Source organism: Nitrococcus mobilis Nb-231, assembly GCF_000153205.1.
Classification (GTDB): Bacteria; Pseudomonadota; Gammaproteobacteria; order Nitrococcales; family Nitrococcaceae; genus Nitrococcus; species Nitrococcus mobilis.
Genome location: NZ_CH672427.1, coordinates 3435627 through 3460033 on the forward strand (window position 1 = coordinate 3435627; position 24407 = coordinate 3460033).

Below are 24407 nucleotides of genomic sequence, written 5' to 3' on the forward strand. Positions count from 1 at the left end.
ATCTCTGTAAAAAGACGCTCAGACGTCGCTGGGATAGGCCAGGCACACCGATTTGTGTTCCGTGTAGTTATTCAACACCTCATGGCCCATCTCCCGGCCCCAACCGGATTGCTTGTAGCCGCCGAAGGGCAGGGCGGCGTCGAAGATGTTGTAGCAGTTGATCCATACGGTGCCGGCGCGCAGCTTGTTGGCAAGCGCGTGGGCCTTGCCCACATCCTTGGTCCAGATGCCTGCGGCCAGGCCGTACACCGTGTCGTTGGCGCGTCGGATCAGCTCGTCGTCCATTTCCTTGAAGGGGATGGCAGTGACCACCGGGCCGAAGATCTCCTCCTTGTAGACCTTGGTGTCTTCGCCGGCGTCGAGTAGCACCGTCGGTTCGAGAAAATAGCCCTTATCCCCCCGGCGCGCGCCACCGGTGGCGGTCGTAACGCCCTGCTCGCGGCCAGATTCCAGGTAGCCGGTGACGCGCCGCAGCTGATTTTGGGAGACCAACGGCCCCATCTGGGTGTCGGGGCTGAGGCCCGGTCCGAGTTTGATCTGCTTGGCCTGCGCGGAGACGCCCTCCACCACCTGATCGAAATACTTCTCCTGGACGAACAGCCGCGAGCCGGCGGCGCAGCACTGGCCGTGATTGAAGAAAATGGCGTTGGCGGCGCCGGGCACGGCCGTCTCCAGATCGGCGTCGGAGAGCACGATATTGGGCGATTTACCGCCGAGTTCGAGGGTGAGCTTCTTCAGATCGTGCGCCGCCGCCTGCACGATCAACCGTCCGACTTCCGTGGAGCCGGTAAACGCGATCTTGTTTACCGCGGGGTGGGCCGCGAGCGGCGCACCGGCGCCTTCGCCGAAGCCGGTGACCACGTTCACCACGCCCTTGGGCAGGCCGGCTTCCAGGCACAGTTCGCCCAAGCGCAAGGCCGACAGCGGCGTCTCCTCTGCGGGTTTGAGTACGATGCAGTTGCCCGCGGCCAGCGCCGGACCCAGCTTCCAGGCCGCCATCAGCAGTGGGAAGTTCCACGGAATGATCTGGCCCACCACGCCCACTGGCTCGCGCAGCGTGTAAGCGTGATAGGCGGTACCCGGTGTGTAGGGTACCGAGAGCGCGATGGTGTTGCCCTCGATCTTAGTGGCCCAGCCGGCCATGTAATGGAAAAGATCGGCCGCGAGCGGCACGTCCGCGGCACGCGCCACCGTAATGGGTTTACCGTTGTCCAGCGATTCCAGCTGCGCGAGCTCCTCCCGATTGTCCAGCAGCAAATCGCCGATCTTCCAGATGATGCGACCGCGCTCGGAAGGCGACATGCGCGGCCAGGGACCGTTGTCGAACGCCCGTCGCGCGGCTTTGACGGCGCGGTCGATGTCCTCCTTGGCGCCTTCGGCCACCTGGGCGATCACCTCTTCGGTGGCCGGATTGTAGACGGGAAAGGTTTTGCCGGAGGCGGCTTCGGTCCACTGACCATCGATCAGCAGCTTACGCCTATCGGCGATGAACTGATTGACCTTGCGGTCAAGCTGAATGGTCTCCGCAGGTGCGATCATGGTCGAATCTCCTTGTTGGATGAAAAAGGTGCGCTTGCGGCGCCTTCCAACCGCCCGTGATAGCGGCGAATGAGAGACGAAGCCTGGTCGTAATAATGGGCGATGTATATGTGGGAATACCGCTTCGTGAGATAAACGGCAATGGTCTACATTCCCAGATCGAATGGGTTGTGCCAAGGGGGTTTGGCAAGGCAGCGACCGGGAATTCACTTGCGATGCGCCTGTGGTATGTTACAGCCATCGTCTGGCGATGCCCCGTGGGATAATCCTTGCGACGTCTACGCTCCATTTGGATTCTAATCTTCCTTGCCGGCCTGCTTGGCGTGCGTGCGCTGCAGGCCTGCGAGTGGATGGGCGCCGGGCACCAGCTCCAGGTAAATTGCTGCTGTGAAGGCATGGTTGATGAGGCGGCGAGTGAGCCGTCGCTTACCTGCCCACATGAGCGAAGCAGCCATCTGAACCCCTGTTGCACACTGGCATTCGGGAATTCGGCGGCGCTCGGCACGACGACACTCGACGCCGAACGACAACCCGCGATCAAGCTCACGCCGCAACATCCGGCGCTAGCGGTTGCCACCGGGGCGCTATCGAGTCCGGGCACGCGGCGGGTACACCGGTTAGCGACCGGCCTATACGGTCCACCGCGCAGTTCTTCACTTTATCTCACCACACGACGTCTCCGCATTTGATCGGCACCTCCCCGCTTTGACCATCGGCGGCGCCTGTTCGGCGCCCGCCACGGGGCTGTTTGCCATGCCGATCAAACGGAGGCTGTTCCATGACCGCTCGATTGGTCCAGGTGTTTACCGTGGGCGCGATTTTGCTCGCAGCGCTCTCAGGCGCCACGCGTGCATCGCCAACGGATTTCAGACGTTTCGCCGAGCCGGCCGATCAGGTTCTGACGGCGGATGACTTGGTCGAACGCGTGCTGGTTGAAAATGCCGGCCTGGCGAGCCTGCGCGCCGCGGTGGACGCCGCCCAGGCGCGGGTTGTGCCGGCGGGCGCGCTGCCCGATCCGCAGGTCGCGGTCGACGTGGCACCGCGGACCGTGGGCGGCTTCGATGCGCCGCCCGGTGTCGACAACAATGCGCGGATCAGCTGGTCGGTCAGTCAGGCTTTCCCCTGGCCGGGCACGCTCGGCCTGCGTGCCGCCGCGGCCCGCAAGGAGGTAGCCGCCGCCACCGAGGGCGTTGCCGACTTGCGTTTGCGCCTAGTCGCGGCCACCCAGTCCGCTTACGCCGAATGGCGCTATGTCCACCGGGCCTTGGCCATCAACGCCACCAGCCAAGACTTAGTGGACGAGTTGCGGCGGGTGGCCGAGCAGCATTACGCCGCCGGGGTGGCGCAGCAACAGGATGTGTTGCAGGCCGAGGTCGAACTGCAACGCCTCAAGCGCCAGGCGCTCGCACTCGAGCGCTTCAAGCGTGTGCTGCGGGCGAAGATCAATGCCTTGCTCAACCGTGATGCGAACGATGTCTTGCCGCCGCCGCAAGCGTTGCCGGCGCCGCAAGCGCTACCGGCCTACTCGACGTTACGGGGCTTATCGCTTGCTTCGCATCCCGAGCTCGCGCAAGTACAGCGTCGCATCGCCGCCAACAAGGACCGCGAGGCGCTGGCACGCAAGGGCTTCTATCCGGACTTCAAGGTCTACGGCGGTTCCAGAGGGGTCATGGACCCGGCCGAAAAACGCTTGTACGTCGGTGTCGGCCTCAGCCTACCGCTGAACCGGAGTAAGTACCGTGCTCGCCTGGACGAGGCCAAGGCCGACACTCTGCGGCTCGAATCCGAGCTTGCCGAGCGGCGCGCGCAACTGCTCAGCCAATTGGAGCAGGCCTATGCCGCGGTCGAGGAGGCGCGCCACAGCATCGCTCTGTATGAGAACGAGCTCCTGCCACTGGCGCGCGAGAATCTGAGCGCGGCGCGTGCCGAATACGGCGCCGGCGGCGGCTCGTTTCTGGACGTGATCGATGCGGAGCAAAGCGAGCTCGACGCCAAGCTGAATCTGGCGCGTGTGCGCGCCGATTATTTCACCGCTCGCGCCGAGTTGACGCGTTGGATCGGCGGTTCTCTGCCCGAGCCTGCCACGGCTGCCCCAAGCAACGAGGGTTCGAGCGATGAATAAAATCCACCGGATCGTCATCGGTGCGGCCGTCCTACTGGCTGCGACCGGCGGTCTCAGCGGCTGGTACCTGCTGCGGGACACGGGTGCCGGTGCCGGACCGCTGTCTCAGATGTCGGCCCCGATCTACGCTTCCGGACCGTTTCGCTTGTCCGTGGCGATCTCGCCCGACCCGCCCGTGCTGGGTAAGAATCGACTAACTATCCGCCTGCAGGACGCCGACGCCAAACCCGTCTCCGACGCGCAGATCGACGCGGCGGCCACTATGCCGGCGATGGGTAATATGGCCGCCATGCGCGCGCCGGCCGATCTCAGGGAAACCGCACCGGGTCACTACGCAGGCGAGCTGGAGCTGCCCATGAGCGGCAGTTGGCCGCTGACCGTCAAGATCGACAAACCCGGACTGGGTCGAACCGAGCTCGGCTTCGATCTGGCCACCGGCCGGCCGGGCCTGCGGTTGGCCACCGGTGGGCACCGCCTCGGTGGCAGCGAGCCAACGCCGGCCGGCGGCACACAGCCAAATACACCTGTCATCAGCCTGGACAACCGCCGGCGTCAGCTCATCGGTCTGGAGACCGACCATGTCGAGCGCCGCCCGCTCACACGCACCATCCGGGCGGTGGGCGAGGTGGTCGTCGACGAGACCCAGGTCACCGACGTCACACTGAAATATGACGGCTGGGTCGGCGACCTCAAGGCCGATTACGTCGGCGCGCCGGTCAAGCGCGGCCAGACATTGTTCGGTATCTACAGCCCGGCGCTGTTCTCGGCTCAGCAGGAATACCTGGAGGCCCGGCAGCGCTTAGCCCGCCGCGGCTCCAACGACAGCCTGATCCAGGCCGCGCGCCAGCGTCTGATGCTCTGGGACATCGCCGCCGCCCAGGTGCGTGCCCTTGAGCGGCGCGGTAGCCCCATCAAATATCTGCCGATCCATGCGCCGGCGACCGGCACGGTGGTGGAGAAAAACGTGGTCGAAGGCTCGGCGGTAAAAAGCGGCCAGTTCCTGATGCGCATCGCCGACCTGTCTGCAGTCTGGATCGATGCCGAGGTCTACGACAGCGAGCTGCCGCTGGTCCATGCGGGCATGACCGCCGAGGTCACCCTGGCGTATCTACCGCGGGCCCGCTATGAGGCCAAGGTGGATTATGTCTATCCCTATCTCCAGGGCCAGACCCGCACCGGCCGCATCCGCCTGTCGCTGCCTAACCCAGACGGCCACCTCAAGCCGGACATGTACGCCGAGGTCAAACTCAAGGCCGATCTCGGCGAGCGCCTCGTGGTACCCGAATCGGCGGTGCTGTTCTCCGGCGAGACGCGCGTGGTGTTTGTGGATCTGGGCGACGGGCGCCTGCAGGCACGCTATATCCAGACGGGGCAGCGCAACAAGGACTATATCGAAGTCACCTCGGGCTTAACGGCCGGCGAGCGCGTGGTGACATCGGGTAACTTCCTGCTCGATGCCGAGACGCGCCTGAAGACGGGGATCAAGCAATGGTAAGTGAGAAGACGGATGGCATCGCCCACCGTCCGGACTGGATTCAGCGGCTGATCGGCTATTGCGCGCGCAACTGGCTATTGACTCTGATTCTGGTGGCGGCGGCCACGGCCTGGGGTTGGCGCTCGTTGGCTGGCGTGCCGCTGGATGCAATCCCGGATCTCTCCGACGTGCAGGTGATCGTGTTCACCGAATGGCCGGGGCGCAGCCCGGACCTGGTGGAAGACCAGATCACCTACCCATTGGTCACCACCTTGCTGGCCGCGCCCAATGTGGATTTCGTGCGCGGCCAGAGCTTCATGGGATTGTCTTTCGTGTACGCCATCTTCGAGGACGGCACCGACCTCTATTGGGCGCGCTCGCGGGTGCTGGAGTATCTCAACTCGGCGGCCAAGGACCTGCCCGAAGGCGTCAACCCAACGCTCGGCCCGGACGCGACCGGCGTCGGCTGGGTCTACCAGTATGCGCTGGTGGACAAATCCGGCCGCCATAGCCTGGCGGACCTGCGCAGCCTGCAGGATTTCAACCTGCGCTACGCCCTGGAGGCGGTGGTCGGCGTTGCCGAGGTGGCCACGGTGGGCGGCTATGAGAAGGAATATCAGGTCAACGTGGATCCCAACAAGCTGGCATCCTACGGTTTCTCGCTGAGCCGGGTGATCCAGGCCGTGCGCGAGTCCAACAACGATGTCGGCGGTCGGGTGTTGGAAGTCGCCGGCCACGAGCACTTCATCCGCGGCCGCGGCTACGTGCAATCAACGGCTGACCTGGAACAGGTGGCGCTCGGCGTTGGCCCCGGCGGTACGCCGGTGACACTCGCTCAGGTCGCCGATGTCCAGCTCGGCCCCGCCATGCGCCGCGGCCAGGCCGATTTGGATGGCGAGGGGTTGACCGTAGGCGGCATCGTGGTGATGCGCTACGGCGAGCACGCCCTGGATGTGATCGCCCGGGTCGAGCAGCGCCTGGACGAGGTTCGGGCCTCGTTACCTGAGGGTGTGGAGATCGTGCCGGTCTATGACCGCTCGTCGCTGATCGAGCGCGCCATCGCCACCCTAAAACGCATTCTCACCGAGGAGATGGTCATCGTCTCCCTGGTGATCCTCGTCTTCCTGCTGCACCTGCGCTCGGCGCTGGTGGCCGTGATCACTCTGCCGATCGCGGTGTTGCTGGCCTTCATCCCGATGTACTACCAGGGCCTGACCGCCAATATCATGTCGCTGGGCGGCCTTGCGGTGGCGATCGGCGCCATGGTGGACGCGGCGATCGTGCTCATCGACAACATCCACAAGCGCCTGACCGCCTGGCAAGCCGGCGAGTCTTCCGCAGAGGAGCAGGCTAAATCACGCACCGCCGTGATCATCGAGGCGATGCAGGAGGTGGGCCCGTCGATCTTCTTCTCGCTGCTGATCATCGCGGTGTCGTTTCTGCCGGTATTCGCGCTGCAGGGCAGCGAGGGTCGGCTGTTCAAGCCGCTGGCCTTCACCAAGACCTATTCCATGGCCTTCGCCGCGGTGCTCGCAGTGACTCTGGTGCCGGCGCTGGCGGTGCTGCTGATCCGCGGCAAGATCCGCGGCGACAAGGGTCGGCTGAACCGCGCCCTGCAATGGGCCTACCGGCCGGTGGTGCGGACAGCCGTGCGCGGCCGTTGGCTGGTCATCAGTCTGGCCGTGGCGGTGCTGGTGGCTACCGTGCCGATCTACTGGCAGCTCGGCAGCGAGTTCATGCCGCCGCTCAACGAGGGCAGCATCCTGTACATGCCCACGGCGTTGCCCGGCCTACCGATCGAGCAAGCGACGCGGACGTTACAGACGATGGATCGCGAGCTGAAAAAATTTCCTGAGGTCAAACGAGTGTTCGGCAAACTCGGCCGTTCCACCTCGGCCACCGATCCGGCGCCGCTGTCCATGTTCGAGATCAACATCATGCTCGAGCCGCGGGAGGCCTGGCGCGCGGACATGACCTGGGACAAGCTGATCGCCGAGATGGACCACGCGATGGACTTCGCCGGTATGCCCAATATGTGGTGGATGCCAATCCAGACTCGCACCGAGATGCTGGCCACCGGCATCCGCTCGTCGCTGGGCATCAAAGTGCTCGGTCCCGACCTGAAACAGATCGAAGTCACGGGGATTGCCATCGAGCAGGCGCTGCAGGAAGATCCGCGCACTGCACCGTACACCCGCAGCGCCTTCGCCGAGCGCACCACCGGTGGCTACTTTCTGGATTTCACGGTGGATCGGGCGGCCGCCGCCCGCTTCGGGCTGACCGTCGGCGCTATCCAGGACGTGATCGTCGCCGCCATGGGCGGACGGGTGGTCTCGCAGACGGTGGAAGGTCGCGAGCGCTACGATATCCTGGTGCGTTATGCCCGTGCCTTCCGTGACGACATCCAGTCGCTGGAGCGCACCCTGGTCACCACCGCCGACGGCGCCCAGATCCCGATCACCCAGGTGGCCGACATCACCTTCACCACCGGGCCACCCAGTATCCGCGACGAGGACGGCCAGCTCGCCGGCTTCGTGTTCGTGGACACCCAACCCGGCATCGGCATCGTCGACTACGTGAATCAGGCCAAGGCGGTGGTCGCCGACAAGGTCGATATCCCGACCGGCTACCGTCTCGCTTGGGCCGGCCAATTCAAGTATTACCAGCGCGCCAAGGCGCGTTTGCAGGTGCTGGTGCCGCTGACCATCGGCCTGATCTTCTTCATGCTGTTCCTACACCGGGGTTCGCTGATCGAGACCGTTATCGTTATGCTCAGCCTACCGTTCTCGCTGGTCGGCAGCATCTGGCTGCTGTGGCTGCTCGGCTACAAGCTCTCCGTTGCCGTGGCCGTGGGTATCATCGCCATGGCCGGCTTGGCGGTGGAGTTGGGGCTGCTGATGATGGTCTATCTGGATCTCGCTTGGCGACGCCATCGCGACGCCGGGGTGATCCGCGGGCGTGACGAGTTGACCGCCGCCATCACGGACGGTGCGGTCCAGCGTATACGTCCCATGCTGATGACCGGCTTGTCTCTTCTGCTGGGTCTGATTCCGATCATGCTCAGCCACGGCTCCGGCGCCGACATGATGAAGCGCATTGCCGCGCCCATGGTGGGTGGCGTGGTTTCGGCGCTGGCCATGGTACTGATCGTGTTTCCGGTCATCTATTCGTTCTGGCGCGGGCGCGGGTTGCCGCCAATGACCGACGCGGAGTCGGAGACGGCCAGACCAGGAGGTCATCGCGACGCTTGACCGCCACCGACGGCCATCTGGCCAAAGCCGGGCACAAGCCGGTCGCGCGGCGAAAAGCGAGGCTGTGACCATCCTTGCCTGCAGATCTGGAGCAGCCGTGACCGCCAACGATGGTCAAAATCTCTTTGCGTAGCCGCAGTAGGGCACAATAGCGAAGCGCATTGCGCCGGGCTCGTGAGCTTGCGTCGTTACCAATCAGCTCGGCTCATACAGCGCAATTCCCGCCTCGAGGCAAGCCTGGCGCATTCCACCGTCCAGCGTCGCCAGCGGTAGCCGGTCGCGCAGCGCCAGATCCAGATACAAGGCGTCATAGGCCGTCCTCTGGTGCGCACGGCAGAGTGCGAGCAGGTGCGGCGGGCTGGGTACGGCGGCGTTCACGTCCACTGGCAGCGCCGCCAGCAACCTCAGCGCAACATCTACTTTGGCTGCGCTGATTCGTCCCCGTCGTTCGGCAACCGCCAGGGCATTGGTCGTCTCAACCGGCCAGGGCCATGGAGCAACCGGCCGTTGCCTCTTCAGTGCGGCACGGACGCCACGGGCGTAGTCGTTGAATTCGTCCTCGAAGAACCAAGCCAGCGCAACCGAAGCGTCGAGGACGAAGCTCAACGCCGACCCTCCTCGATTAGCTCGCGAAGGCTCAGGCCGTCGAGCCGATTTCCGCTGCGCAGCCGGTCGATCTCCTCGAACACCGCATCGAGGTCCGGCCTGCCAGCCGGTGTCACGGGTACAAGCCGACCGCCGCGTTATGCGAGGCACCGATGGATCATAAAACCCTCCTCGATACACTCAAGCAGGCTATCTCGGGGCTGCGCGCCGTTTATCTCTTCGGCTCACAGGCGCGCGCTGATGCCACCCGGAAGAGCGATATCGATATTGCGATACTGGCGGATCGCCCATTGGCAACAGTGGAGCGCTACGATCTTGCCCAGACTCTGGCGGCGGCGCTTAACCGTGATGTCGATCTCTTGGATCTGCGCACAGCAAGCACCGTGATGCGTATGCAGGTGATCGGCTCGGGGCAGTGTCTCTATCGGTGTGGGGAGAAGGAGGTGGGAATTTTCGAGGATTTTGTGTTTGCTGACTATACACGGCTCAATGAGGAGCGTGCCGGTATTTTGGCGGATATCCGCGAACGAGGGACGATCCATGGCCGATGACATTATCCTCAACAAGGCCGCCAACATCGAGCGATGTCTAGCCAGGGTGAGCGAGGAATATGTGGGCCATGCGGCCGAGTTGGAGACTAACTTTACCCGACAAGACGCCATCGTACTGAATTTGTTGCGGGCTTGTGAGACGAGGATGGATTTGGCGATGCATGTGGTTCGTATAAAGCGCCTCGGTATTCCGCAGACCAGCCGAGATGCCTTCGATCTACTGTATCGGGCAACTGTAATCGACCAGCCTCTGGCCGAGCGCATGAAAAGAATGGATGGATTTCACAATCGCTGTCCTGATCCGCGCTGAGCGACTGCCGCCGCTGAACCTAAAGTTTTGGTCACTCAACTCCGCACGCCTTTATGGCGCAGCATGCTCGATAAGCAGAGTCGCAAGCGCCGATGGTGCTCTGCTCGGATCGCCAGAACTTTGGGCCGCAACAGGCAAGCGGGCAGCAAGCATGTCGAAGGGGTCTTGCCCGCACGTCTATGATAATGCGCAATTACTCGAACGAACGGAGAATTCCGAGGGTATGACTCTATTTGCAAAGGGGTCTTGATTATGTCGTCCATCCTCCGCGACGCGCAGGGTGGTGCCTGGAGCAGAGCCGTTGTTGCAGGGAGGTCTACCCGCGATTTCTTGGCGGGCGCCGCGCTGCTGGTGCTCGGGCTCGGCGCTCTGCACGGCGTTGCGCTTGGGCATGTGGCGCTCGGCACGCTGCTTCTGCTTCTAGTCGCCGATTCAAGGCGCGCCGGGCCGTTGCTAGGGCGCGCTTGGTTTTTTTGGGTGACGTTGGCCTACCTGACCTTTCTCTTGCTGGAATACCTGTTGGCATGGTTCAACCCCGGTCCGTGGCACTTCGAGCCAGGCGAGGCATTTCTGAGCTACGTCGAGATCGGGTTCCTGGCTGCGCTGGTAACCGGGTACTGGCTGTTTCGGTTTCCCCGACTGGCCCTCGCCGTTTTTCTTCTGATCCCAGCGGGTTTGATAACGCGGGTCATTTTCGAGTGGGACATGGTTTCGTTCCATCGCGTAGTGGACGGTTGGGGACGGTTCACCTTCGGGGATTCCGCGGTCAAGTTTGGGCTGTGGGCGTTGCTTTCGACGGTAGTGGGAATTGCCCTGCTGCGCAGCGTTGTCACGCTAACCCGCACGCATTGGCGATGGGCGTTGCTGGGTTATCTGTTGGTGGTGATCGTGCTCGGCGGCTTCGGGGTTTTGTTCTCAAAGACCCGATCGGTCTGGGCGATCTCCGTCATCGCCATCCCAGCGGTTGCCATGCTTACGGCCTGGCCATATACCCCGCGGCGGCGGTTATCGGTGGTGATGGTCGCGGCCGCTTGTATAGCGGGCATTTTTGTATTGGGGATTGGTTGGGCGTTTGAAGGTGTGGTGTCGAAGCGTTGGGTCGCCACCGAGGCGACGTTTTGGATGCTGATTCAGGGCGACTGGAGCCAGCTACCGTTCAACTCGGTCAGTGCTCGACTGCAAATGGCGCGAGAGGGCCTGCAAGTATGGTTGGAGCGGCCGTTCCTCGGTCATGGTTTCGGCAGCGCCCCCTACTTTCTCGAGCACTCCACGTTCAAGGAAGTAGCGGTGCGCCATTTTGAGCATTTCCACAATACCCCCGTGAATCTCCTGGCGGAGTTCGGTTTGGTCGGGCTCGCCTTCTTCGTGGTGCTGTTTTGGGCTTCCGTGTTCTTTCTGAGGGGGGCGTTGGTCGGAGATCGGAGTGGTGTATCGATTGCCTCGGCCATGGGGCTGTTCGTCATGGGCGTTCAGTCGTTTTTCGATCACGTCATTGTGAGCCACAGGGGTCCTTTCATGATTGCGCTGTTTTGCGGTGTGGCGGTGGCTTCTCATCTGGAGCGCCTGCGCCCGAGAGCCCCATGAGTTCCAGGTAACGATCGACGATCAACGAAGTCTTGAACCGTTCGGCGCCGTTTCGCTGATGGGCGGCAGAGGGCGGCGAGTCGAGTACCGCCGCCATAGCGCCCGCCACTGCGTTCGCATCGCCCACCGGCACCAATGGGCCGTAGCGGCCGCCGGCCAGGATTTCGGCGGGACCCGACGGACAGTCGGTGCTGACTGCGGGTATTCCGAGTGCCAAGGCTTCCGCGAGGACGTTGCCAAAGCCTTCCCAGAGTGAGGTTAGGGCGAACAAGTTCGCTCGGGCGAGATAGGCATAAGGATTGGGCACGAATCCAGGCATCGCGCAGTCGCTGGCAATGTTGAGGTCGGCGGCGAGCTGGGTCAGCGCGGCGCGTTCCTCGCCTTCACCAAGGATCAGCAAGCGCGCCTGGCGGCTGTTGCGCAGTAGGGCAAAGGCACGCAGCAGCGTCGGATAGTCTTTCTCCCGTGCCAGACGCCCGATGGATAGGATCAACGGAACCATCGGCTCCGTGGGCCATGGGAGCTCGACCGATGCGGTGGCCTGAGTGTGCAGCGTATCGTCGACAATCGGATTATAGACAGCGAATATATTGTCCAGCTCTATGCCCAGCGTTGTCGCATAATCGTGTGCAAGCCCCTGCGAAACCGCGATCACGCCGGCGGTCCGGGCATGAACCCTCCGCAGTTGCTGCACACGGCGGGCCGTTCTTGCCGGGGACCAACCATTCATCTGAGCGGCGATGGCGTTTTTTGGCGAAATCCACAGCCTTGTGCGGACACCCGGCACTGCCATCGTTCTCGCTGCGAGCAGCGCCGCGCGCTGGTCGAATGCGAGCAGCACGCTCGGTCCATTTCGAACTAGACGCCAAACCAGCGTCAGCCACAGGTCGGCGCGCCGGAGTCGTCGCAGCGGCGTCACCACGATGCGCGGATCAATGCCTTCGAGCCAGTCCGGCCTGCACGCGGATTCGGCAACCATCATCTCCACCCGTACTCCGCGTTGTGCCATTCCGTTGGCGAGCCGGCGCATGCTGATGGAAACGCCGCCGCGGTTTTGGCCTGCATGGCGGCCGAGCAGACCGAGCAGAATAATGTCGAACGGTTGTCCCGGTTGAGTCGTGTCTCGAATCGGCATCTTTACGGCGCAACAACAGTGTCGACGGGGCGGATGGCCTGGGGGCTACGCCTTACAGTCCTGCGGACACTTACTATTTTGGGTTGCATGCTACTGGCGGCCATTTTCGTCCGTCCCGTGGAAAGTGGAGATTGTAATGCAGTGTAATATTGTGTCTCGGCTTGATTGCAGTTCGGATTGCGCGTCGGCGTATACATAAAGTGCTGCCGCTGACCCACTGGAGCACCCATTCGCAAGCGAGCGTAGGGCACAATGGCGAAGCGTGTTCTGCCGGACAAACCGCCTTCGGCCTGCCGATTCCATCGCACTTTCGCTACAGACCTCTTGTTTTTTCGCTCGGGAGGGCCGCCTGTGAGCTATGACCAGAATTTCAAAAATCTCATCCTGGACTATCCGCACCAGGCGCGGCGGGGTCTGCTGAGCCTGGAGTCGGACCCGGAGCGTCAGGCCAAGTACCTGGATTTCAGCGACGTTTACACTGCCCTGGATGATAATGAACGCGGTGTGTTGCAGGCGTGCTACCCCGACGAGGTAGAAGCTATGAGCTCATTTGCCGAGCGTTTCACGGAGCGCGGTTTGAAGCAGGGTCTTCAGCAGGGCGAGGCTGCTGTCCTGATCCGTCAGATGGAGCGCAAATTCGGCGCGCTTACTGAAGCTCAGCGCCGGCGCATCGAGACGGCGGATGTCGAGACGCTGCTTACCTGGTCCGAGCGCATCCTCGTGGTTCAAAGCCCGGAAGAGGTGCTGCGCTGATTCTTTGGCGTCAATTATTAACGAGGCAGCTGGCGCATCGCTATCCACAACTTGGCTCTTGCATGGCACGTGTAGCTTCGAGCGCGAGCACAAAATCGCGACCGCGTTGCAGCCCGAGTTCAGGATGCGAAAATAAATCTCCACTTACCTGCGACAAAGCTAACATTGCAGCAGTTCGCTGGCCTGCTCGGCCGTGTCCACCGGTAAACGGCTCAGTAACAGCCACTCGATGGGCTCAGCTCCGGCGGGCGGATCCCCAGCAGCCGGCTCATCGATGAACGACCACCAACCCATCGTTATCATCGGTGCGCCCCGCTTGGGCACCAACAGGCTGCGTTTTGTGCGCCGGGTGCGCAAGCGTCTCGGTTTGAGTCAGGCGGGCTTGGCTGAGCGGAGCGTATTGGCGTCTCGATCAACACGATTCGTAACTGGGAACAGGGCAAACATTGCCCCACAGGGGCGGCAAAGGCGGTTCTCACCGTCCTGGATAAGGCGTCGAGGCGGCGCTGGCCGTGCTCGATCGAACACTATCGATAGCCACAATGGCCAATTACTCTTTCTCTCGGCAGAGCCGCGCCTCTTTGCCTTCCGCTCGAATAGATCAGATGTTTCGTAGTAGCCGCGATTCGTGCCGATTGTGGCTACTACGTATTGGCTTACAGTGGCGTGGGCTTGAGACTGGAGCGTAACGCATCCGCTCCGGAGATGCGCAACCCGCCGCCACAAGGGCTGTTATGGAGCATTTGAGCATCATCTGCGTTGCGCTGCTGCTGGCCTACGCCAATGGCGCGAACGATAATGCGAAGGGCGTGGCTTCACTGCTGGGCAGTGGCATTACCACCTACGGGCGCGCCATAAGCTGGGCCACCGGGGCCACTCTGCTGGGTTCCTTAGCGGCCTTCCTGCTAGCCAGTGGCTTGCTGGCGACCTTCAGCGGCAAGGGCCTGGTGCCCGATGCGGTGGTGGCCATGCCGGCCTTTACCGGTGCCGTTGCGCTGGGTGCGGGCTTGACGGTGCTGCTGGCGACCCGCCTCGGTTTGCCCATCTCCACCACCCATGCCTTGGTGGGCGGCCTGGCGGGGGCCGGCTACTTTGCCTCGCCTGCGGGTTTGAATCTCGGCCGGCTGGGCGGGGTGGTTTTGCTGCCGCTGATCGCGGGGCCAATGCTCGCGATGTTGAGCACATGGCTCCTGTATCCGCTGGCGCATCGGCTGCGGCAACGGCTGGGAGTCGAGCGGCAGACCTGCGTTTGTATCGGTGCTGAGGTGGTTGCGCGGCTGCCGGAGGGCGCCACGGCTGCGGTGGCCTTCGATCGCACACTACCCGTCATCAACGTGGGCGAGGAGCCCCGCTGCCGGACCGGCTACGCCGGCCGGGTGTTGGGTTTCGACATGGCCCGTGCCTTGGACAGTGTCCACTACCTCAGCGGCGGGGCGGTGAGCTTCGCCCGGGGACTGAACGACACGCCGAAGATCGCGGCGCTGCTGCTGGTGGGCGAGAGCCTGCGGCCGAGCCTGGGCATCATTGCGGTGGCCATCGTGATGGCGATCGGCGGGCTGCTCGGTGCCCACCGGGTCGCCGAGACCATGGCCCATCGGGTGACCGCGATGAATCCCGGTCAAGGCCTGGTTGCGAACCTGGTCACCGCCGCGCTGGTGGTCAATGCCTCCCGCTGGGGGCTGCCGGTGTCCACCACTCACGTCTCGGTGGGCTCGCTGTTCGGCATCGGCACCAGTACCGGGAGCGCCCGCTGGCGCATGATTTCGACCATCGCGTTGGCTTGGCTGATCACCTTACCCGTAGCGGCGCTGTTCGGCGCAGCCGGCTTCTTCCTCCTGCAGGCCCTCGGCAATGCTTGAGCACGGCACTCGAGGCGCGCGGCGGACGAAATACAGACGCCGTAAATGCCGCTCCGAGTGCATCCGGTAGTAGCGAATCGTCAAATCTGGGGGCGCAGCGGCGCGTCACATCGCCATTATCGGCAGCGGGGGCGGTGCCTTTGCGGCGGTCATCCGTGCCGCTGAGGCCGGTGCCCGCGTCACGACGATCGAAATCGGCAGGCAGGCTGCGACCAATATGACCGGTGGCGCCGACGGAGTGGTGCCATGAGGCGTCCCGCTGTCTGGGTTTGCTGCAGACAAAAAGTCTCTGCCGGCGGAGTAGAGTTCTAAAGCATTTCTAGAGTATTGGATTTGGAAGGCATGACAAAGCGAAAGTGTTGCCTTGATCAAAACGAATCAGGTTGGCCGGTCTGTCGGCTAGAACTTGGCGGATCCGGAAAGGCGAGCCGCCGGTCAACGGGCGCGGGACTCGCGCAGGGTGCCCAGAATATCCTGGGTTGTCACCTGGGTCTTGATGTCGGGTACGTCGAAAGGCGATTTTGAGCTTTCTTTTCCCGCTCATAAGATAAAAACGAAGCCGTCTTTTCGCTTAAGGCAGCATCATGGCACTGAAAAAATCCCAACTCTACTCCTCCCTCTGGCAGTCCTGCGACGAGCTGCGCGGCGGCATGGCCACCTCGCAGTACAAGGACTATGTCCTGACGCTGCTGTTCATGAAGTACATCTCCGACAAGCGGGATTCGCTGATCGAGGTGCCGAGGGGCAGCCGTTTCGCCGACATGGTCGCGCTGCGGGGCGACAAGGAGATCGGTGACGACCTGCTGGGCGATGCCTACGAATACCTGATGCGTCACTTCGCCACGGAGTCGGACAAGAGCAAGGGGCAGTTCTATACGCCGGCGGAGGCCTCGCGCCATGATGCAGCGGTTGCTGACCGGCCGGGCGCGGTTGATATAAGCGGGATGCCCCGGGAACGCCGAGCCCCAGCTCGGCTGGTGAGATCTGCCAAGCTGGGGCTTGGCCTTCGCTGTGGCGGCGTTGCGGGGGCGATTACATGAAACGGCAGGTGGGCAACGCCGGGCGTCAACTCGGCGACACGGCCACAGACGGAGCTTCCAAGGGCTGGCACAGCCGCGGCTATCTGCCGCACCTGGATGCACCCGGCACACTCCAGGCCATAACGTTCAGGTTGGCCGATTCGCTGCCGCAGGAGAAGCTGCGTGAGTTGGTGCAGGAGGTCGAGAGTCTGCCCGAAAAGCGGCGGAATGCCGCGCGCCGGCGCGCCATCGACGCCTGGCTGGGCGGGTATCGGCTGCTGCGCGCTACAGCACCCGGAGGTGGCCGCACTGGTAGAGCAGACCCTGCTGAGGTTCGACGGGAGCCGCTACCGGTTACTGGCCTGGTGCGTGATGCCGAATCATGTGCATGTGCTCATCGATCCGTTGATTCGGCTCTCGCGTATTGTGCAGTCGTAGAAGTCGTATACGGGGCGTGCGGCATTGGCCCGCAATGCCGAGCTGGGGCTCGGCGTTCCCGGCAAGCGGTTTTGGATGCGTGACTACTGGAATCGTTTTGTTCGTGACCAAGAGCACCTCGATGCCGTCATTGCCTATATCCACGCTAACCCGGTAGCCGCCGGCCTCTGTCCCCGGCCCGATGACTGGCCCTGGTCGAGCGCGCGCTTTTCGGGCCGGTCAGGGAAGGCCGAATGATTGCTGATGGCCATCGACGACCCCTTGCTACGCAGTCTCGATCAGCTCTGCCGCAAGGGGTGGTTGCTGGAGATTCTGCGCGACTCCATCGTTTGCGACGCCGGTATCAAGAAAACCTGCCGTCACAATCAGTATTTCGGCGTGCGCCGCCGCCAGTGTGGGGTCATCTGGCACACCCAGGGCAGCGGACGTCGCTGACCATGGTGTGGCTGGCGAACTGGATTCGAGAAAACGTGCCCGATTCCCGGGTACTGGTGATCACCGGCCGCACCGGGCTGGATGCGCAGATCGAGAAGGTATTCAAGGGGGTGGACGAGCACATCCACCGCACCCAGTCCGGCAAGCTGCACAAGGCGATGAAGACCCTGTTGCCCGAGGCCGTACTGATCGGCTTTACCGGCACGCCGCTGCTGAAAAAAAGACAAGCGCAAGAGCATCGGGTGCTCGGCCCTTACATTCATACCTATAAGTACGACCAGGCGGTCAATGATGGCGTGGTGCTGGACCTGCGCTACCAGGCCCGCGATATCGACCAGCAGGTGACCAACCAGCAAAAGATCGATCAGTGGTTCGAGCTGAAGACCCAGGGCCTGAACGACTATGCCCGGGCCCAGCTCAAACGGCGCTGGGGTACCCCGCAAAAGGTGCTCAGCTCGCGCGACCGGCTGGAGAAGATCGTCGCCGATATGCTCTGGGACATGGCCACCGGCGCGGGCGAGACGGAGCAATTGCACCAGTACGACATCTACCGACGCATGTTGGTGGGGCACTTCGACGAGCCGGGGCGGATGACGCTGATGGAGTTGATCGTCGAGCTGACCCGTCAGGCGGCGCGCCAGAACCGGGGATCGGCCTATCCGGCCGACATCGACAACTTAGCGCTCCAGGCCCTGTACGACAATCTGGGCGAGGACGCCAATCTGGCCATCCGGTTGGATGAGCGCATCCGCGCCGTGAAGCGGGTGGATTGGCGCGGCAACAGGTTCAAGGAACGGGAACTGCACAGGGCCATTGAGTCCGTGCTGGAGACCCAGATTGGTGAGACCCGCAGCGTGGATGTGACGCGGTGTTCAAGTTGGTGAAGAACCAGAATGGCTACTGAGCAATTCCAGATCACGGTGAGCGACATCCCGGTGCTTGTGCACCCTAACCCAAGTTTAACGTCCCCAAAAATAACTTCCCGATACTCAGAGAGTTAAGATCGGCCGCGGCGGCGAGTGGCACTACATTACGTTCATTTTATAAATCAGCGGGCTCACACGATTGTTTTCTGCACGCCGCCCGGGGCGGGATCGGCCCCGAGGGCCTGATAGATTCGCGCCTGATCGGGCTCGGCGCGGGTGGCCTTGCGCACGTGCAGGGTGCGGCCATCGCCGCGGTTGAACGTGGCGGTGACCCGGCACTGGCCGGCGAGGGTATCGCGTAGCGTGCTCCAACGCTCGCAGATGCCGTGGGCGGCGAGGCGGTGGCGGATGAGCTGGACGAACTGATAGGCGAGCACGGTGATGAACAGGTGCCCCTCGGCGCGCTCTTCCTTGTGATGGAAGATCGGGCGCAGGCCGAGCTCCGATTTCAGGCTTCGGAAGACCGCCTCAAGGTCGGTGAGCATGATGTAGGTGCGCCACATTGTCTTCTCGTCCCAGCCGGTCTCGTTGCTGCGCAGGCAATAGACGCCCGGCTCGGTGACCAGAGAGCCTTTCACGGGCAGGCGCTGCCAGTGGATCGCACGGGCGCGCTCGCCGCTGTCACCGGCGATCACTTCAATGTGGTAGTGCTGGCCGAGGCCGCGGCTTTTCTCCTTGAGCCGCCCGATGCGCTCCCAGAGCTTGTCGATGCGCTTGGTGGTGCCCCGCCGGCTGAGTCCGGTCGCAAGCTTGTCGAGCCCAGCCTCGAAGCGGTCCATCAGGCGTCCGGCGATCGCTTGCTCCTTGCGCACGCGGCCCTCGGAGCGACAATACAGGCGCACCTCCTGGCCATCGGCCGAGGGCACTTTGAGTAGCTCCACGGCCTGCCCGCCGGCGTTGTCGAGGGTGATGGCCTCTTTAAAATCGACCGCGCGGCGGCGCTCGCGGCTGACCACCAGATAGCGGTAGCCCTGCTCGGCCAGCCAGGCGAGGTTGGCCTCGGTGGCCACCCCGCGGTCCATGACCACAAGCGCGCCGGCGGGCGCCGCGAGGCCGGTGAGCATCCCCTGGAGGGTCTGCCCCTCGGCCGCATTGCCAGCGAAGAACCCGCGAGCGGCGCACAAGCCGCGGCTCGAGCGACACAGCGCCAGGGTGAGCAGCGGGCAGTCGCTGCGCCGCTCCTTGGAGTGGCCGTGGCGCGCGGCCGGATTGACCGGTGCCTCGCCCTCGAAGTAAGTGTTGGTCAGATCGTAGAGCGTGATTGTCGGGGCGAGCGCGAACAGATCGCTCACCCGGGCGAACAGATGCCCTTCGAGGGCCGCGCGGTGGCGCAGCAGGATATCGGAGGTACGGTAGAGCTGCATCGGGCTCATCGCCTCGAAGTCCACCTCCAGCAGCTCGCCGAGGCCGCTGCGCCGGGCGAGCCACTAATACGTCGCCCGCTCCGAGCCCGGGGCGGCCATGCGGGCAACGATCAGCCCCAGCGCCGCCGCACGTTGCGGGCCGGTCAGCCCCAGCGCTTGGAGCTGCTCCTCCAAGCCCGCCTGGCGCAGCGCCCACAGGGCGAGCTGCTCGACGCCCACCGAGCGCGGGCGCACCAGTGAGAGCGAGTCCACGTCCACCGACTGCACGTCACCCCCACCGCCGGGTACACCGCCAGCATCGGCCGGTGCCGGCGTACCGCCCTGCTCGGCGAGCAGCCGCGCCGCAATACGCTCGGCCTGGCGCTCGACGGCGAGCGGGAGGCCCTTCCCCTCCTCGTCGAACAGCGCCGCCTGGCCGCTGAGCCGTTGCTCGATGCGCGCACACAACGCCGACCAGTGTGCCTGCGCCACTGGGAAGTGCCGCCCCAGGTTCAACAGGGTGCGCTGGCGGACCTTACCGGCGCGCTGCTCGGAGCGCACCAGACGATACGTGACATACGACTCGCCGGTGGCCGTGCTGCGGGTCTGGGTGCGGCGGATGAACATGCCCGCGAGGCTAGCGTGGGCGGGCGCTCCGCACAAGGGATAACAACAAATATTATGGCACTACATCCAGCGCGCCACCCTCACCACTATACGAATCAATAACTTCTCTTCGCATACACGCCCAAATCAGCCCGAAATCAGGCAGAGAGCGTTAAAGATGGGCTAAGGCGATCAAGAACCTGCATGTCGGCGTCTATCCGGCTAACGGCCGAGTTGCGGGTAGCCGCTCCGCTGCACCTGGAAGATGAAGCCGTCTGGTTGGCCGTCGTCGCTCGGCTGCCGTGGATCCGCCGCCAACAGCAGGCTTTTTCCGGACAGGTTGGTCAGGGCCGGCGCGATCGGCTCGACGTAATCGAGCACGATGGCCCGCCGGTGGTGTGCTTGCCGAACAATACGGCGATGCAAGTACGTGTCCGTCCGGGGACGGATTCGGACAAGAGCGAGGCCGTGCTACAGCAGTGGTATTGAGACCGACCCGGCTGCAACTCCCGGTGCATCTGGCTGAATTCGGAGCTGGCCAAGAAATCGCTCTCGTGCCTCGAATACATTCGGGTGCACGAGATGGTTCAGCTTTTTGAACGTCACCACAATGAGCGGTTTCGACGGCTGCTGGCAATACTGAGCGGTTGACTTCACGAACGCTCCGAATGGAAGGTGTATCGCCGCGGCGCCTGGCGGCGGGTTTCCTTGCGGGCGAAATCGCCCGCGGCGACAATTTAGCGCTGAATCGGGGGTTAGTCTGTTGTGGTGCACGCCTTCGCCCCAAGCCTGCTTGCCTACGTCGGTGCCGCTTTCGCCGAGATCAGCGGCTGCTTTGCATTCTGGGCGTGGCTACGGCTCGGCAAGAGTCCCTGGTGGCTGCTGCCCGGGATGCTGAGCCTTGCTGTGTTCGCGTTTCTGCTCACCCTGGTGGACGTCGATTTCGCTGGGCGTGCCTATGCCGCCTACGGCGGCATTTACATCGCGGCGTCACTGACCTGGCTGTGGCTCGTAGAAGGACAGGTGCCGGAACGTGGGGATGTCATCGGCGTAGCGGTGTGTCTGGTTGGCGTTTGCATCATCTTGTTCGGCGCCCGGGGTGCAGCCTGAAGGATCCGTTAGCCATGCCTCGCGCTACTCCATGCGTTCGGCGCTGCGCGATAGGTCCGGCGCGCATCGTCGAGTACACCGAGCGACGAGCGCAGGAAAAGTACGGCGATTGCTACGCCTACGAGGATATCCGGCCAGGCGCTGCCCGTCAGGGCGACGGCCGCGGCCGCCAACAGCACGCCCGCGTTCGCGACAAGGTCGTTGCGCGAGCAGATCCAGGCGGAGCGCATGTTGACGTCATCGCCGCGGTGCCGTGTCAGCAGCGCCAGGCACACCGAATTTGCCGCCAGCGCCACGCCCCCGACCAAGGCCATGAGTAGGGCCTGCGGTTCGCTGCCCCAGAGGATCTTGCCGGTTGCTTCAAGCAGGACGATGATGCCGAAGACAGCCATGATGCTGCCCTTAAAGCCCGCGGAGATCGCCTTCCAGCGGGTGCTGCGGGCCACTACGAGCAGGCTGAAGCCGTAGACCAGCGCATCGCCGAGCATATCCAGCGAGTCGCCCAGCAGCGCCGTTGAGGAGGCGAGCCAGCCGGCACCGAACTCCACCACGAACATGACGGCGTTGATCGCGAGCACCGCCCACAGCATGCGCGCCTGCCGGTCGCGCAGCTCGATGATGCCGCGGTCGTTTTCGTGACAGCAACCCGCCATGCAATCTCCCAACCACAGGCTCGACCGACGAGCATAAACATTAAGCTATTATAAGTGCCAAGCTCTGCGTCATGGTATGTCCTCCTTATGCGAGGGCCGACTGCGCGTCCACGCGCCGCAGGTTGAACAGTAGCGCCAGCACCAGGAGCACCACCGCCGCCGGTACGAGCATCCCGAACAAGCCGATCACCGATGCGCTGATCGGCAGCCCCAGCACGATGAACAGAACGGGCCCGCAGCAGGCGGAGCCGGCGAGCAGTCCCGGCAGGGCTGCCAGTATGCCCGCCGCCGGTCGGGCGCGGCAGGCTCGAGGCCGGGAGACGGCCAGCCAGGCAAGGGAAATATTGAGGCCGACCAACGCCGCCAATACCGCTCCGGTCGCCGCGTTCAGTGGGGCAAACGTCCAGGTCAGGAACGGCAGCTGCAGCAGCGCGATCGGCTCGAAGTGAAAGGGGCCGCGGGGTTGGAACATCAGCTCCCAAGCTCGGTCGGCGAGCGTAAGAGCGACCGGTCCGACCCGCGCATGCACCGTGAGATCCTGAATTGCGAATAGAAAGGCCAGCCAATAGGCGAGGGCGGAGAGCACCGCGATCCAGCGGAACCGCCGCAGCCGCCACAGCGTGCCCAGCGATTTAATCGACGACGGTACCATTCGGATAGAAAGCGGCATAGGCGAACCACATGGCATCGAAGCTGGCGACAGGTTCCAGCGCCCGGCTGGGCTCCTTCCATTTGATGCCACTGCGGCCGAAGGTGAGTTCATTGGCTGCCACGGGTACACCCTTGGGGTTGTGGAAAACCCGCCCCGCAGCTAGCTCCGGATCATAGACAGCCGTAAAACGGCCACCCCCGGTTTCGCCGTGCAGGACGCGCCGCTCGCGAAGGGAATCCTTGCGAAAGGCGATTGCCCCTGTTTCCGTTCGGGCAACGAGGAATACGGATTTCGGCGCGTAGCGCTCGCTCTCGCTCATGACCGGAAACAGGCGGCGCGCCGTCCTACGGTAGTAGCCGCCGATAGGATTGTAGCTACCGTAAGGGTCACGCTTATAGTTGCGGATGTAACCCGTATGTGTAGAGAGTACGCGGGTTTCGGGATGGCGTGCCCGCCACCGCTTCCAGGTGGTCCATACCACCGGGATTTGGCGCAAGGACTTACCGGCCAGGGGGCCGTCGATCGCCGTCGCCAGCACCTGCGGCCACCAGCTGTCCGTCGCCCGGTCGTACATAATGAGGTTACTGTTGACCAGCCGCCCGCTGACGCCGAGCGTCGTAGCGCCGCGCAGGAAGCCGAGCGCCGTGCCCGTTAAGGGGCAATAGGTAATGCTGACCGGCGTCTGGCCAATGACATCGTTGACGATTTCGTGCCAGACCAGGATGCGCTGCGGATACGCCTTGGCCTCACCTTTATGATAAACGCCGAAGACCACGTCGCCGTCGCCGAGGTGGCGGTCCGCCTGCCGCACGTTCCAGAAGCGCGGCGCGTCGATGGCAGGGATACCGTCCTTCGGCGGCCCGCCGGACAGGCTGCTGTCCACATAGCGCTCCAGCGGAGCATGCTGGGTTAGCGGGACGGCGCGGATAGGCGGGCCGTCGGTGGCGAGGGCGCCGCCACCGGGCGAGCTCATCAGAACGGCGCAGAGCAGGCCACGGTCGGACCATCGGAGAACTCGCTGCAGCCATGTCATCACACTGACTCCCCCTATAAAAGGAGCATCGAGTTAACAAAGCATGGCGATTAATCTGACGAACAGCGCCTTCCGCCACAATACGTAGCTCTACGTAAGACGCTCTTAGGCGGCAAGCCGGGCTGCGCCCGCGTCTTCGTCCACGTTGCGGTCTTCTTTGCGAGGATTTCTTACGCATTCGGATCATACCGCCGCTGAGAGCTGGCGGATACGTAGTTAAATGTACTCCGGTAGTGCCGTTCGACTGCTAAGGTTTTTTGGTAGCCGTAAGAAATCCTGATGCGAATTCGGCGGTGTGCCGGGTTGGACGGAACGTGGACAAGGAATGACGCTGACATTTGGCCTGCCGTTCTCTCTGGCCTTAAATAAGTAGAAAGAACATGAAGCTACATTATACGCCGTTGCTATCTCCTTGGTCGGGACTATGGCCATCGCCGGGTGCACGCTGCAGTCGGACAGTGGAGCGGGCAGCAGCGCGGCCACGGGCCAGCCGCTGCCCTTCAGCGGCAAGGACAGCATGGCGTATGCCGCTAAGCTGTGGCGCGGGATGCAGCAGGCCAATCTGGTCGGAAGCAACCGGATCATGTCGACACCTTATACCGGCCAGCATCCGCACGGTGCCATTCTCGACACCATCGATCGGCCGTTCACCCTCGATGGCCACACAGGCTATTTGATCATCAAGCGTAATTACGGTGGCGAAGGTGTCAGCAAGCAGGCCGTGGCCAATGATCCAGATAAATGGCTCGCTGCGATTACGGTCATGTACCGCCGGGAGGCCGGCTACGACCCCGAGAACCGGAACTGGTTCTGGGCGAAGTACCTCCCCGACGGCCACCTGGCCAAAAACCCGCAGGGGATGGCGCTTGCCGGTCGGGTTGCCAAGGGAGCCAATCAGGGCTGCATCGCCTGTCATCAATCGGCCCCCGGCGGTGATTATGTATTCAATCACGACCGCTATCGGTAGTTTGGAGGAATGTATTGGCGCACTATCCCGCTGCCACCCGC

23 protein-coding genes and 2 pseudogenes are annotated in these 24407 nt (G+C 63.3%); 16 read left to right on the forward strand and 9 right to left on the reverse strand.

Annotated elements, in window-relative coordinates; genetic code table 11:
• Positions 1 to 18: 18 nt before the first annotated feature.
• The gene (locus NB231_RS15605) at positions 19 to 1539 is read right to left on the reverse strand and encodes an aldehyde dehydrogenase family protein (protein ID WP_005004742.1); all 1521 of its coding nucleotides are present in this window, start codon (positions 1537 to 1539) and stop codon (positions 19 to 21) included.
• A 296-nt stretch (positions 1540 to 1835) separates the two neighbouring features.
• A complete protein-coding gene (locus NB231_RS19920; RefSeq protein WP_005004743.1) occupies positions 1836 to 2096 on the reverse strand; it encodes a hypothetical protein in 261 nt (86 codons plus the stop codon).
• Between the two features lie 221 nt (positions 2097 to 2317).
• On the opposite strand from NB231_RS19920, the gene NB231_RS15615 reads away from it, so the two are divergent.
• Genes NB231_RS15615 through NB231_RS15625 form a run of 3 tightly spaced genes read left to right on the forward strand, consistent with a single transcriptional unit; the run spans position 2318 to position 8386 of the window.
• Positions 2318 to 3661 carry a TolC family protein gene (locus NB231_RS15615; RefSeq protein WP_005004745.1) on the forward strand — a complete coding sequence of 448 codons (1344 nt, stop codon included), beginning with the start codon at positions 2318 to 2320 and terminating at the stop codon, positions 3659 to 3661.
• Positions 3654 to 5156 carry an efflux RND transporter periplasmic adaptor subunit gene (locus NB231_RS17145; protein ID WP_005004746.1) on the forward strand — a complete coding sequence of 501 codons (1503 nt, stop codon included), beginning with the start codon at positions 3654 to 3656 and terminating at the stop codon, positions 5154 to 5156. The genes NB231_RS15615 and NB231_RS17145 overlap by 8 nt, the downstream gene beginning before the upstream one ends.
• On the forward strand, positions 5150 to 8386 hold the full coding sequence (locus NB231_RS15625) for an efflux RND transporter permease subunit (RefSeq protein ID WP_005004748.1): 3237 nt from the start codon (positions 5150 to 5152) through the stop codon (positions 8384 to 8386). Before NB231_RS17145 ends, NB231_RS15625 begins: the two co-directional genes overlap by 7 nt.
• 195 nt (positions 8387 to 8581) lie before the next feature.
• Here NB231_RS15625 and NB231_RS15630 read toward each other — a convergent pair whose 3' ends face one another.
• Complete coding sequence (locus NB231_RS15630; RefSeq protein ID WP_005004750.1) at positions 8582 to 8992, reverse strand: type II toxin-antitoxin system VapC family toxin; 411 nt, start codon at positions 8990 to 8992, stop codon at positions 8582 to 8584.
• 152 nt (positions 8993 to 9144) lie between these two features.
• On the opposite strand from NB231_RS15630, the gene mntA reads away from it, so the two are divergent.
• The 3 genes from mntA (at position 9145) to NB231_RS15645 (ending at position 11437) form a co-directional block, all read left to right on the forward strand.
• Positions 9145 to 9543, forward strand: coding sequence for a type VII toxin-antitoxin system MntA family adenylyltransferase antitoxin (gene mntA / locus NB231_RS15635; RefSeq protein WP_005004755.1), 399 nt, complete (start codon positions 9145 to 9147; stop codon positions 9541 to 9543).
• Positions 9533 to 9853: a type VII toxin-antitoxin system HepT family RNase toxin gene (hepT, locus tag NB231_RS15640; protein ID WP_005004757.1), complete on the forward strand. Its 321-nt coding sequence runs from the start codon at positions 9533 to 9535 to the stop codon at positions 9851 to 9853. The genes mntA and hepT overlap by 11 nt, the downstream gene beginning before the upstream one ends.
• Before the next feature lie 252 nt (positions 9854 to 10105).
• Positions 10106 to 11437, forward strand: coding sequence for an O-antigen ligase family protein (locus tag NB231_RS15645; protein WP_084766374.1), 1332 nt, complete (start codon positions 10106 to 10108; stop codon positions 11435 to 11437).
• Here the strand turns inward: NB231_RS15645 and NB231_RS15650 are convergent.
• Positions 11367 to 12572, reverse strand: coding sequence for a glycosyltransferase (locus NB231_RS15650; RefSeq protein WP_050756125.1), 1206 nt, complete (start codon positions 12570 to 12572; stop codon positions 11367 to 11369). The genes NB231_RS15645 and NB231_RS15650 overlap by 71 nt on opposite strands.
• Before the next feature lie 351 nt (positions 12573 to 12923).
• Between NB231_RS15650 and NB231_RS15655 the strand changes: the two genes are divergently transcribed.
• A complete protein-coding gene (locus tag NB231_RS15655) occupies positions 12924 to 13325 on the forward strand; it encodes a DUF4351 domain-containing protein (protein WP_005004762.1) in 402 nt (133 codons plus the stop codon).
• Between the two features lie 159 nt (positions 13326 to 13484).
• Here NB231_RS15655 and NB231_RS18850 read toward each other — a convergent pair whose 3' ends face one another.
• Entirely contained in the window at positions 13485 to 13628 is a 144-nt protein-coding gene (locus NB231_RS18850; protein ID WP_156777051.1) for a hypothetical protein, read from the reverse strand.
• A 431-nt stretch (positions 13629 to 14059) separates the two neighbouring features.
• Here NB231_RS18850 and NB231_RS15660 point away from each other — a divergent pair, with 431 nt between their 5' ends.
• The 5 genes and pseudogenes from NB231_RS15660 (at position 14060) to NB231_RS17155 (ending at position 17960) form a co-directional block, all read left to right on the forward strand.
• On the forward strand, positions 14060 to 15184 hold the full coding sequence (locus NB231_RS15660) for an inorganic phosphate transporter (RefSeq protein WP_005004800.1): 1125 nt from the start codon (positions 14060 to 14062) through the stop codon (positions 15182 to 15184).
• A 584-nt stretch (positions 15185 to 15768) separates the two neighbouring features.
• Positions 15769 to 16095, forward strand: a pseudogene (locus tag NB231_RS15665) (type I restriction-modification system subunit M N-terminal domain-containing protein); the annotation flags it as partial.
• A gap of 125 nt (positions 16096 to 16220) precedes the next feature.
• Positions 16221 to 16724, forward strand: a complete 504-nt coding sequence (locus NB231_RS15670; protein ID WP_232210496.1) for a hypothetical protein — start codon at positions 16221 to 16223, stop codon at positions 16722 to 16724.
• A gap of 160 nt (positions 16725 to 16884) precedes the next feature.
• On the forward strand, positions 16885 to 17076 hold the full coding sequence (locus tag NB231_RS19925) for a hypothetical protein (protein ID WP_005004808.1): 192 nt from the start codon (positions 16885 to 16887) through the stop codon (positions 17074 to 17076).
• Positions 17077 to 17078: 2 nt separating this feature from the next.
• A complete protein-coding gene (locus tag NB231_RS17155; protein WP_005004810.1) occupies positions 17079 to 17960 on the forward strand; it encodes a hypothetical protein in 882 nt (293 codons plus the stop codon).
• A 173-nt stretch (positions 17961 to 18133) separates the two neighbouring features.
• On the opposite strand, the pseudogene NB231_RS15680 reads toward NB231_RS17155, so the two are convergent.
• Positions 18134 to 19972, reverse strand: a pseudogene (locus NB231_RS15680) (IS1634 family transposase).
• A gap of 183 nt (positions 19973 to 20155) precedes the next feature.
• Between NB231_RS15680 and NB231_RS15685 the strand changes: the two are divergent.
• The 3 genes from NB231_RS15685 to NB231_RS15690 all read left to right on the forward strand — a co-directional run bounded on the left by NB231_RS15685 (position 20156) and on the right by NB231_RS15690 (position 21061).
• Positions 20156 to 20440, forward strand: coding sequence for a SprT family zinc-dependent metalloprotease (locus tag NB231_RS15685; RefSeq protein WP_005004820.1), 285 nt, complete (start codon positions 20156 to 20158; stop codon positions 20438 to 20440).
• Between the two features lie 33 nt (positions 20441 to 20473).
• Positions 20474 to 20602, forward strand: a complete 129-nt coding sequence (locus tag NB231_RS19930) for a YgjP-like metallopeptidase domain-containing protein (RefSeq protein WP_269593441.1) — start codon at positions 20474 to 20476, stop codon at positions 20600 to 20602.
• A 114-nt stretch (positions 20603 to 20716) separates the two neighbouring features.
• Positions 20717 to 21061, forward strand: a complete 345-nt coding sequence (locus NB231_RS15690) for a YnfA family protein (RefSeq protein ID WP_005004822.1) — start codon at positions 20717 to 20719, stop codon at positions 21059 to 21061.
• 8 nt (positions 21062 to 21069) lie between these two features.
• On the opposite strand, the gene NB231_RS15695 is transcribed toward NB231_RS15690, so the two are convergent.
• The 3 genes from NB231_RS15695 to NB231_RS15705 all read right to left on the reverse strand — a co-directional run bounded on the left by NB231_RS15695 (position 21070) and on the right by NB231_RS15705 (position 23399).
• Positions 21070 to 21714, reverse strand: coding sequence for a cation diffusion facilitator family transporter (locus NB231_RS15695; protein WP_005004824.1), 645 nt, complete (start codon positions 21712 to 21714; stop codon positions 21070 to 21072).
• Between the two features lie 85 nt (positions 21715 to 21799).
• A complete protein-coding gene (locus tag NB231_RS15700) occupies positions 21800 to 22384 on the reverse strand; it encodes a hypothetical protein (RefSeq protein WP_156777052.1) in 585 nt (194 codons plus the stop codon).
• Positions 22347 to 23399, reverse strand: a complete 1053-nt coding sequence (locus tag NB231_RS15705) for a DUF3179 domain-containing protein (RefSeq protein WP_005004828.1) — start codon at positions 23397 to 23399, stop codon at positions 22347 to 22349. The genes NB231_RS15700 and NB231_RS15705 overlap by 38 nt, the downstream gene beginning before the upstream one ends.
• Positions 23400 to 23823: 424 nt before the next feature.
• Between NB231_RS15705 and NB231_RS15710 the strand changes: the two genes are divergently transcribed.
• On the forward strand, positions 23824 to 24366 hold the full coding sequence (locus NB231_RS15710) for a cytochrome P460 family protein (RefSeq protein WP_005004831.1): 543 nt from the start codon (positions 23824 to 23826) through the stop codon (positions 24364 to 24366).
• The last annotated feature ends 41 nt before the right edge of the window (positions 24367 to 24407 follow it).

Bases quoted from the DNA above. Each gene is read 5' to 3' on its own strand.
- NB231_RS15605 (WP_005004742.1), bottom strand. From the start codon at position 1,539: ATGATCGCACCTGCGGAGACCATTCAGCTTGACCGCAAGGTCAATCAG.
- NB231_RS19920 (WP_005004743.1), bottom strand. From the start codon at position 2,096: ATGTTGCGGCGTGAGCTTGATCGCGGGTTGTCGTTCGGCGTCGAGTGT.
- NB231_RS15615 (WP_005004745.1), top strand. From the start codon at position 2,318: ATGACCGCTCGATTGGTCCAGGTGTTTACCGTGGGCGCGATTTTGCTC.
- NB231_RS17145 (WP_005004746.1), top strand. From the start codon at position 3,654: ATGAATAAAATCCACCGGATCGTCATCGGTGCGGCCGTCCTACTGGCT.
- NB231_RS15625 (WP_005004748.1), top strand. From the start codon at position 5,150: ATGGTAAGTGAGAAGACGGATGGCATCGCCCACCGTCCGGACTGGATT.
- mntA (WP_005004755.1), top strand. From the start codon at position 9,145: ATGGATCATAAAACCCTCCTCGATACACTCAAGCAGGCTATCTCGGGG.
- hepT (WP_005004757.1), top strand. From the start codon at position 9,533: ATGGCCGATGACATTATCCTCAACAAGGCCGCCAACATCGAGCGATGT.
- NB231_RS15645 (WP_084766374.1), top strand. From the start codon at position 10,106: ATGTCGTCCATCCTCCGCGACGCGCAGGGTGGTGCCTGGAGCAGAGCC.
- NB231_RS15650 (WP_050756125.1), bottom strand. From the start codon at position 12,572: ATGCCGATTCGAGACACGACTCAACCGGGACAACCGTTCGACATTATT.
- NB231_RS18850 (WP_156777051.1), bottom strand. From the start codon at position 13,628: ATGATAACGATGGGTTGGTGGTCGTTCATCGATGAGCCGGCTGCTGGG.
- NB231_RS15660 (WP_005004800.1), top strand. From the start codon at position 14,060: ATGGAGCATTTGAGCATCATCTGCGTTGCGCTGCTGCTGGCCTACGCC.
- NB231_RS15670 (WP_232210496.1), top strand. From the start codon at position 16,221: ATGAAACGGCAGGTGGGCAACGCCGGGCGTCAACTCGGCGACACGGCC.
- NB231_RS19925 (WP_005004808.1), top strand. From the start codon at position 16,885: ATGGCCATCGACGACCCCTTGCTACGCAGTCTCGATCAGCTCTGCCGC.
- NB231_RS17155 (WP_005004810.1), top strand. From the start codon at position 17,079: ATGGTGTGGCTGGCGAACTGGATTCGAGAAAACGTGCCCGATTCCCGG.
- NB231_RS15685 (WP_005004820.1), top strand. From the start codon at position 20,156: ATGTCGGCGTCTATCCGGCTAACGGCCGAGTTGCGGGTAGCCGCTCCG.
- NB231_RS15695 (WP_005004824.1), bottom strand. From the start codon at position 21,714: ATGGCGGGTTGCTGTCACGAAAACGACCGCGGCATCATCGAGCTGCGC.
- NB231_RS15700 (WP_156777052.1), bottom strand. From the start codon at position 22,384: ATGCCGCTTTCTATCCGAATGGTACCGTCGTCGATTAAATCGCTGGGC.
- NB231_RS15705 (WP_005004828.1), bottom strand. From the start codon at position 23,399: ATGACATGGCTGCAGCGAGTTCTCCGATGGTCCGACCGTGGCCTGCTC.
- NB231_RS15710 (WP_005004831.1), top strand. From the start codon at position 23,824: ATGGCCATCGCCGGGTGCACGCTGCAGTCGGACAGTGGAGCGGGCAGC.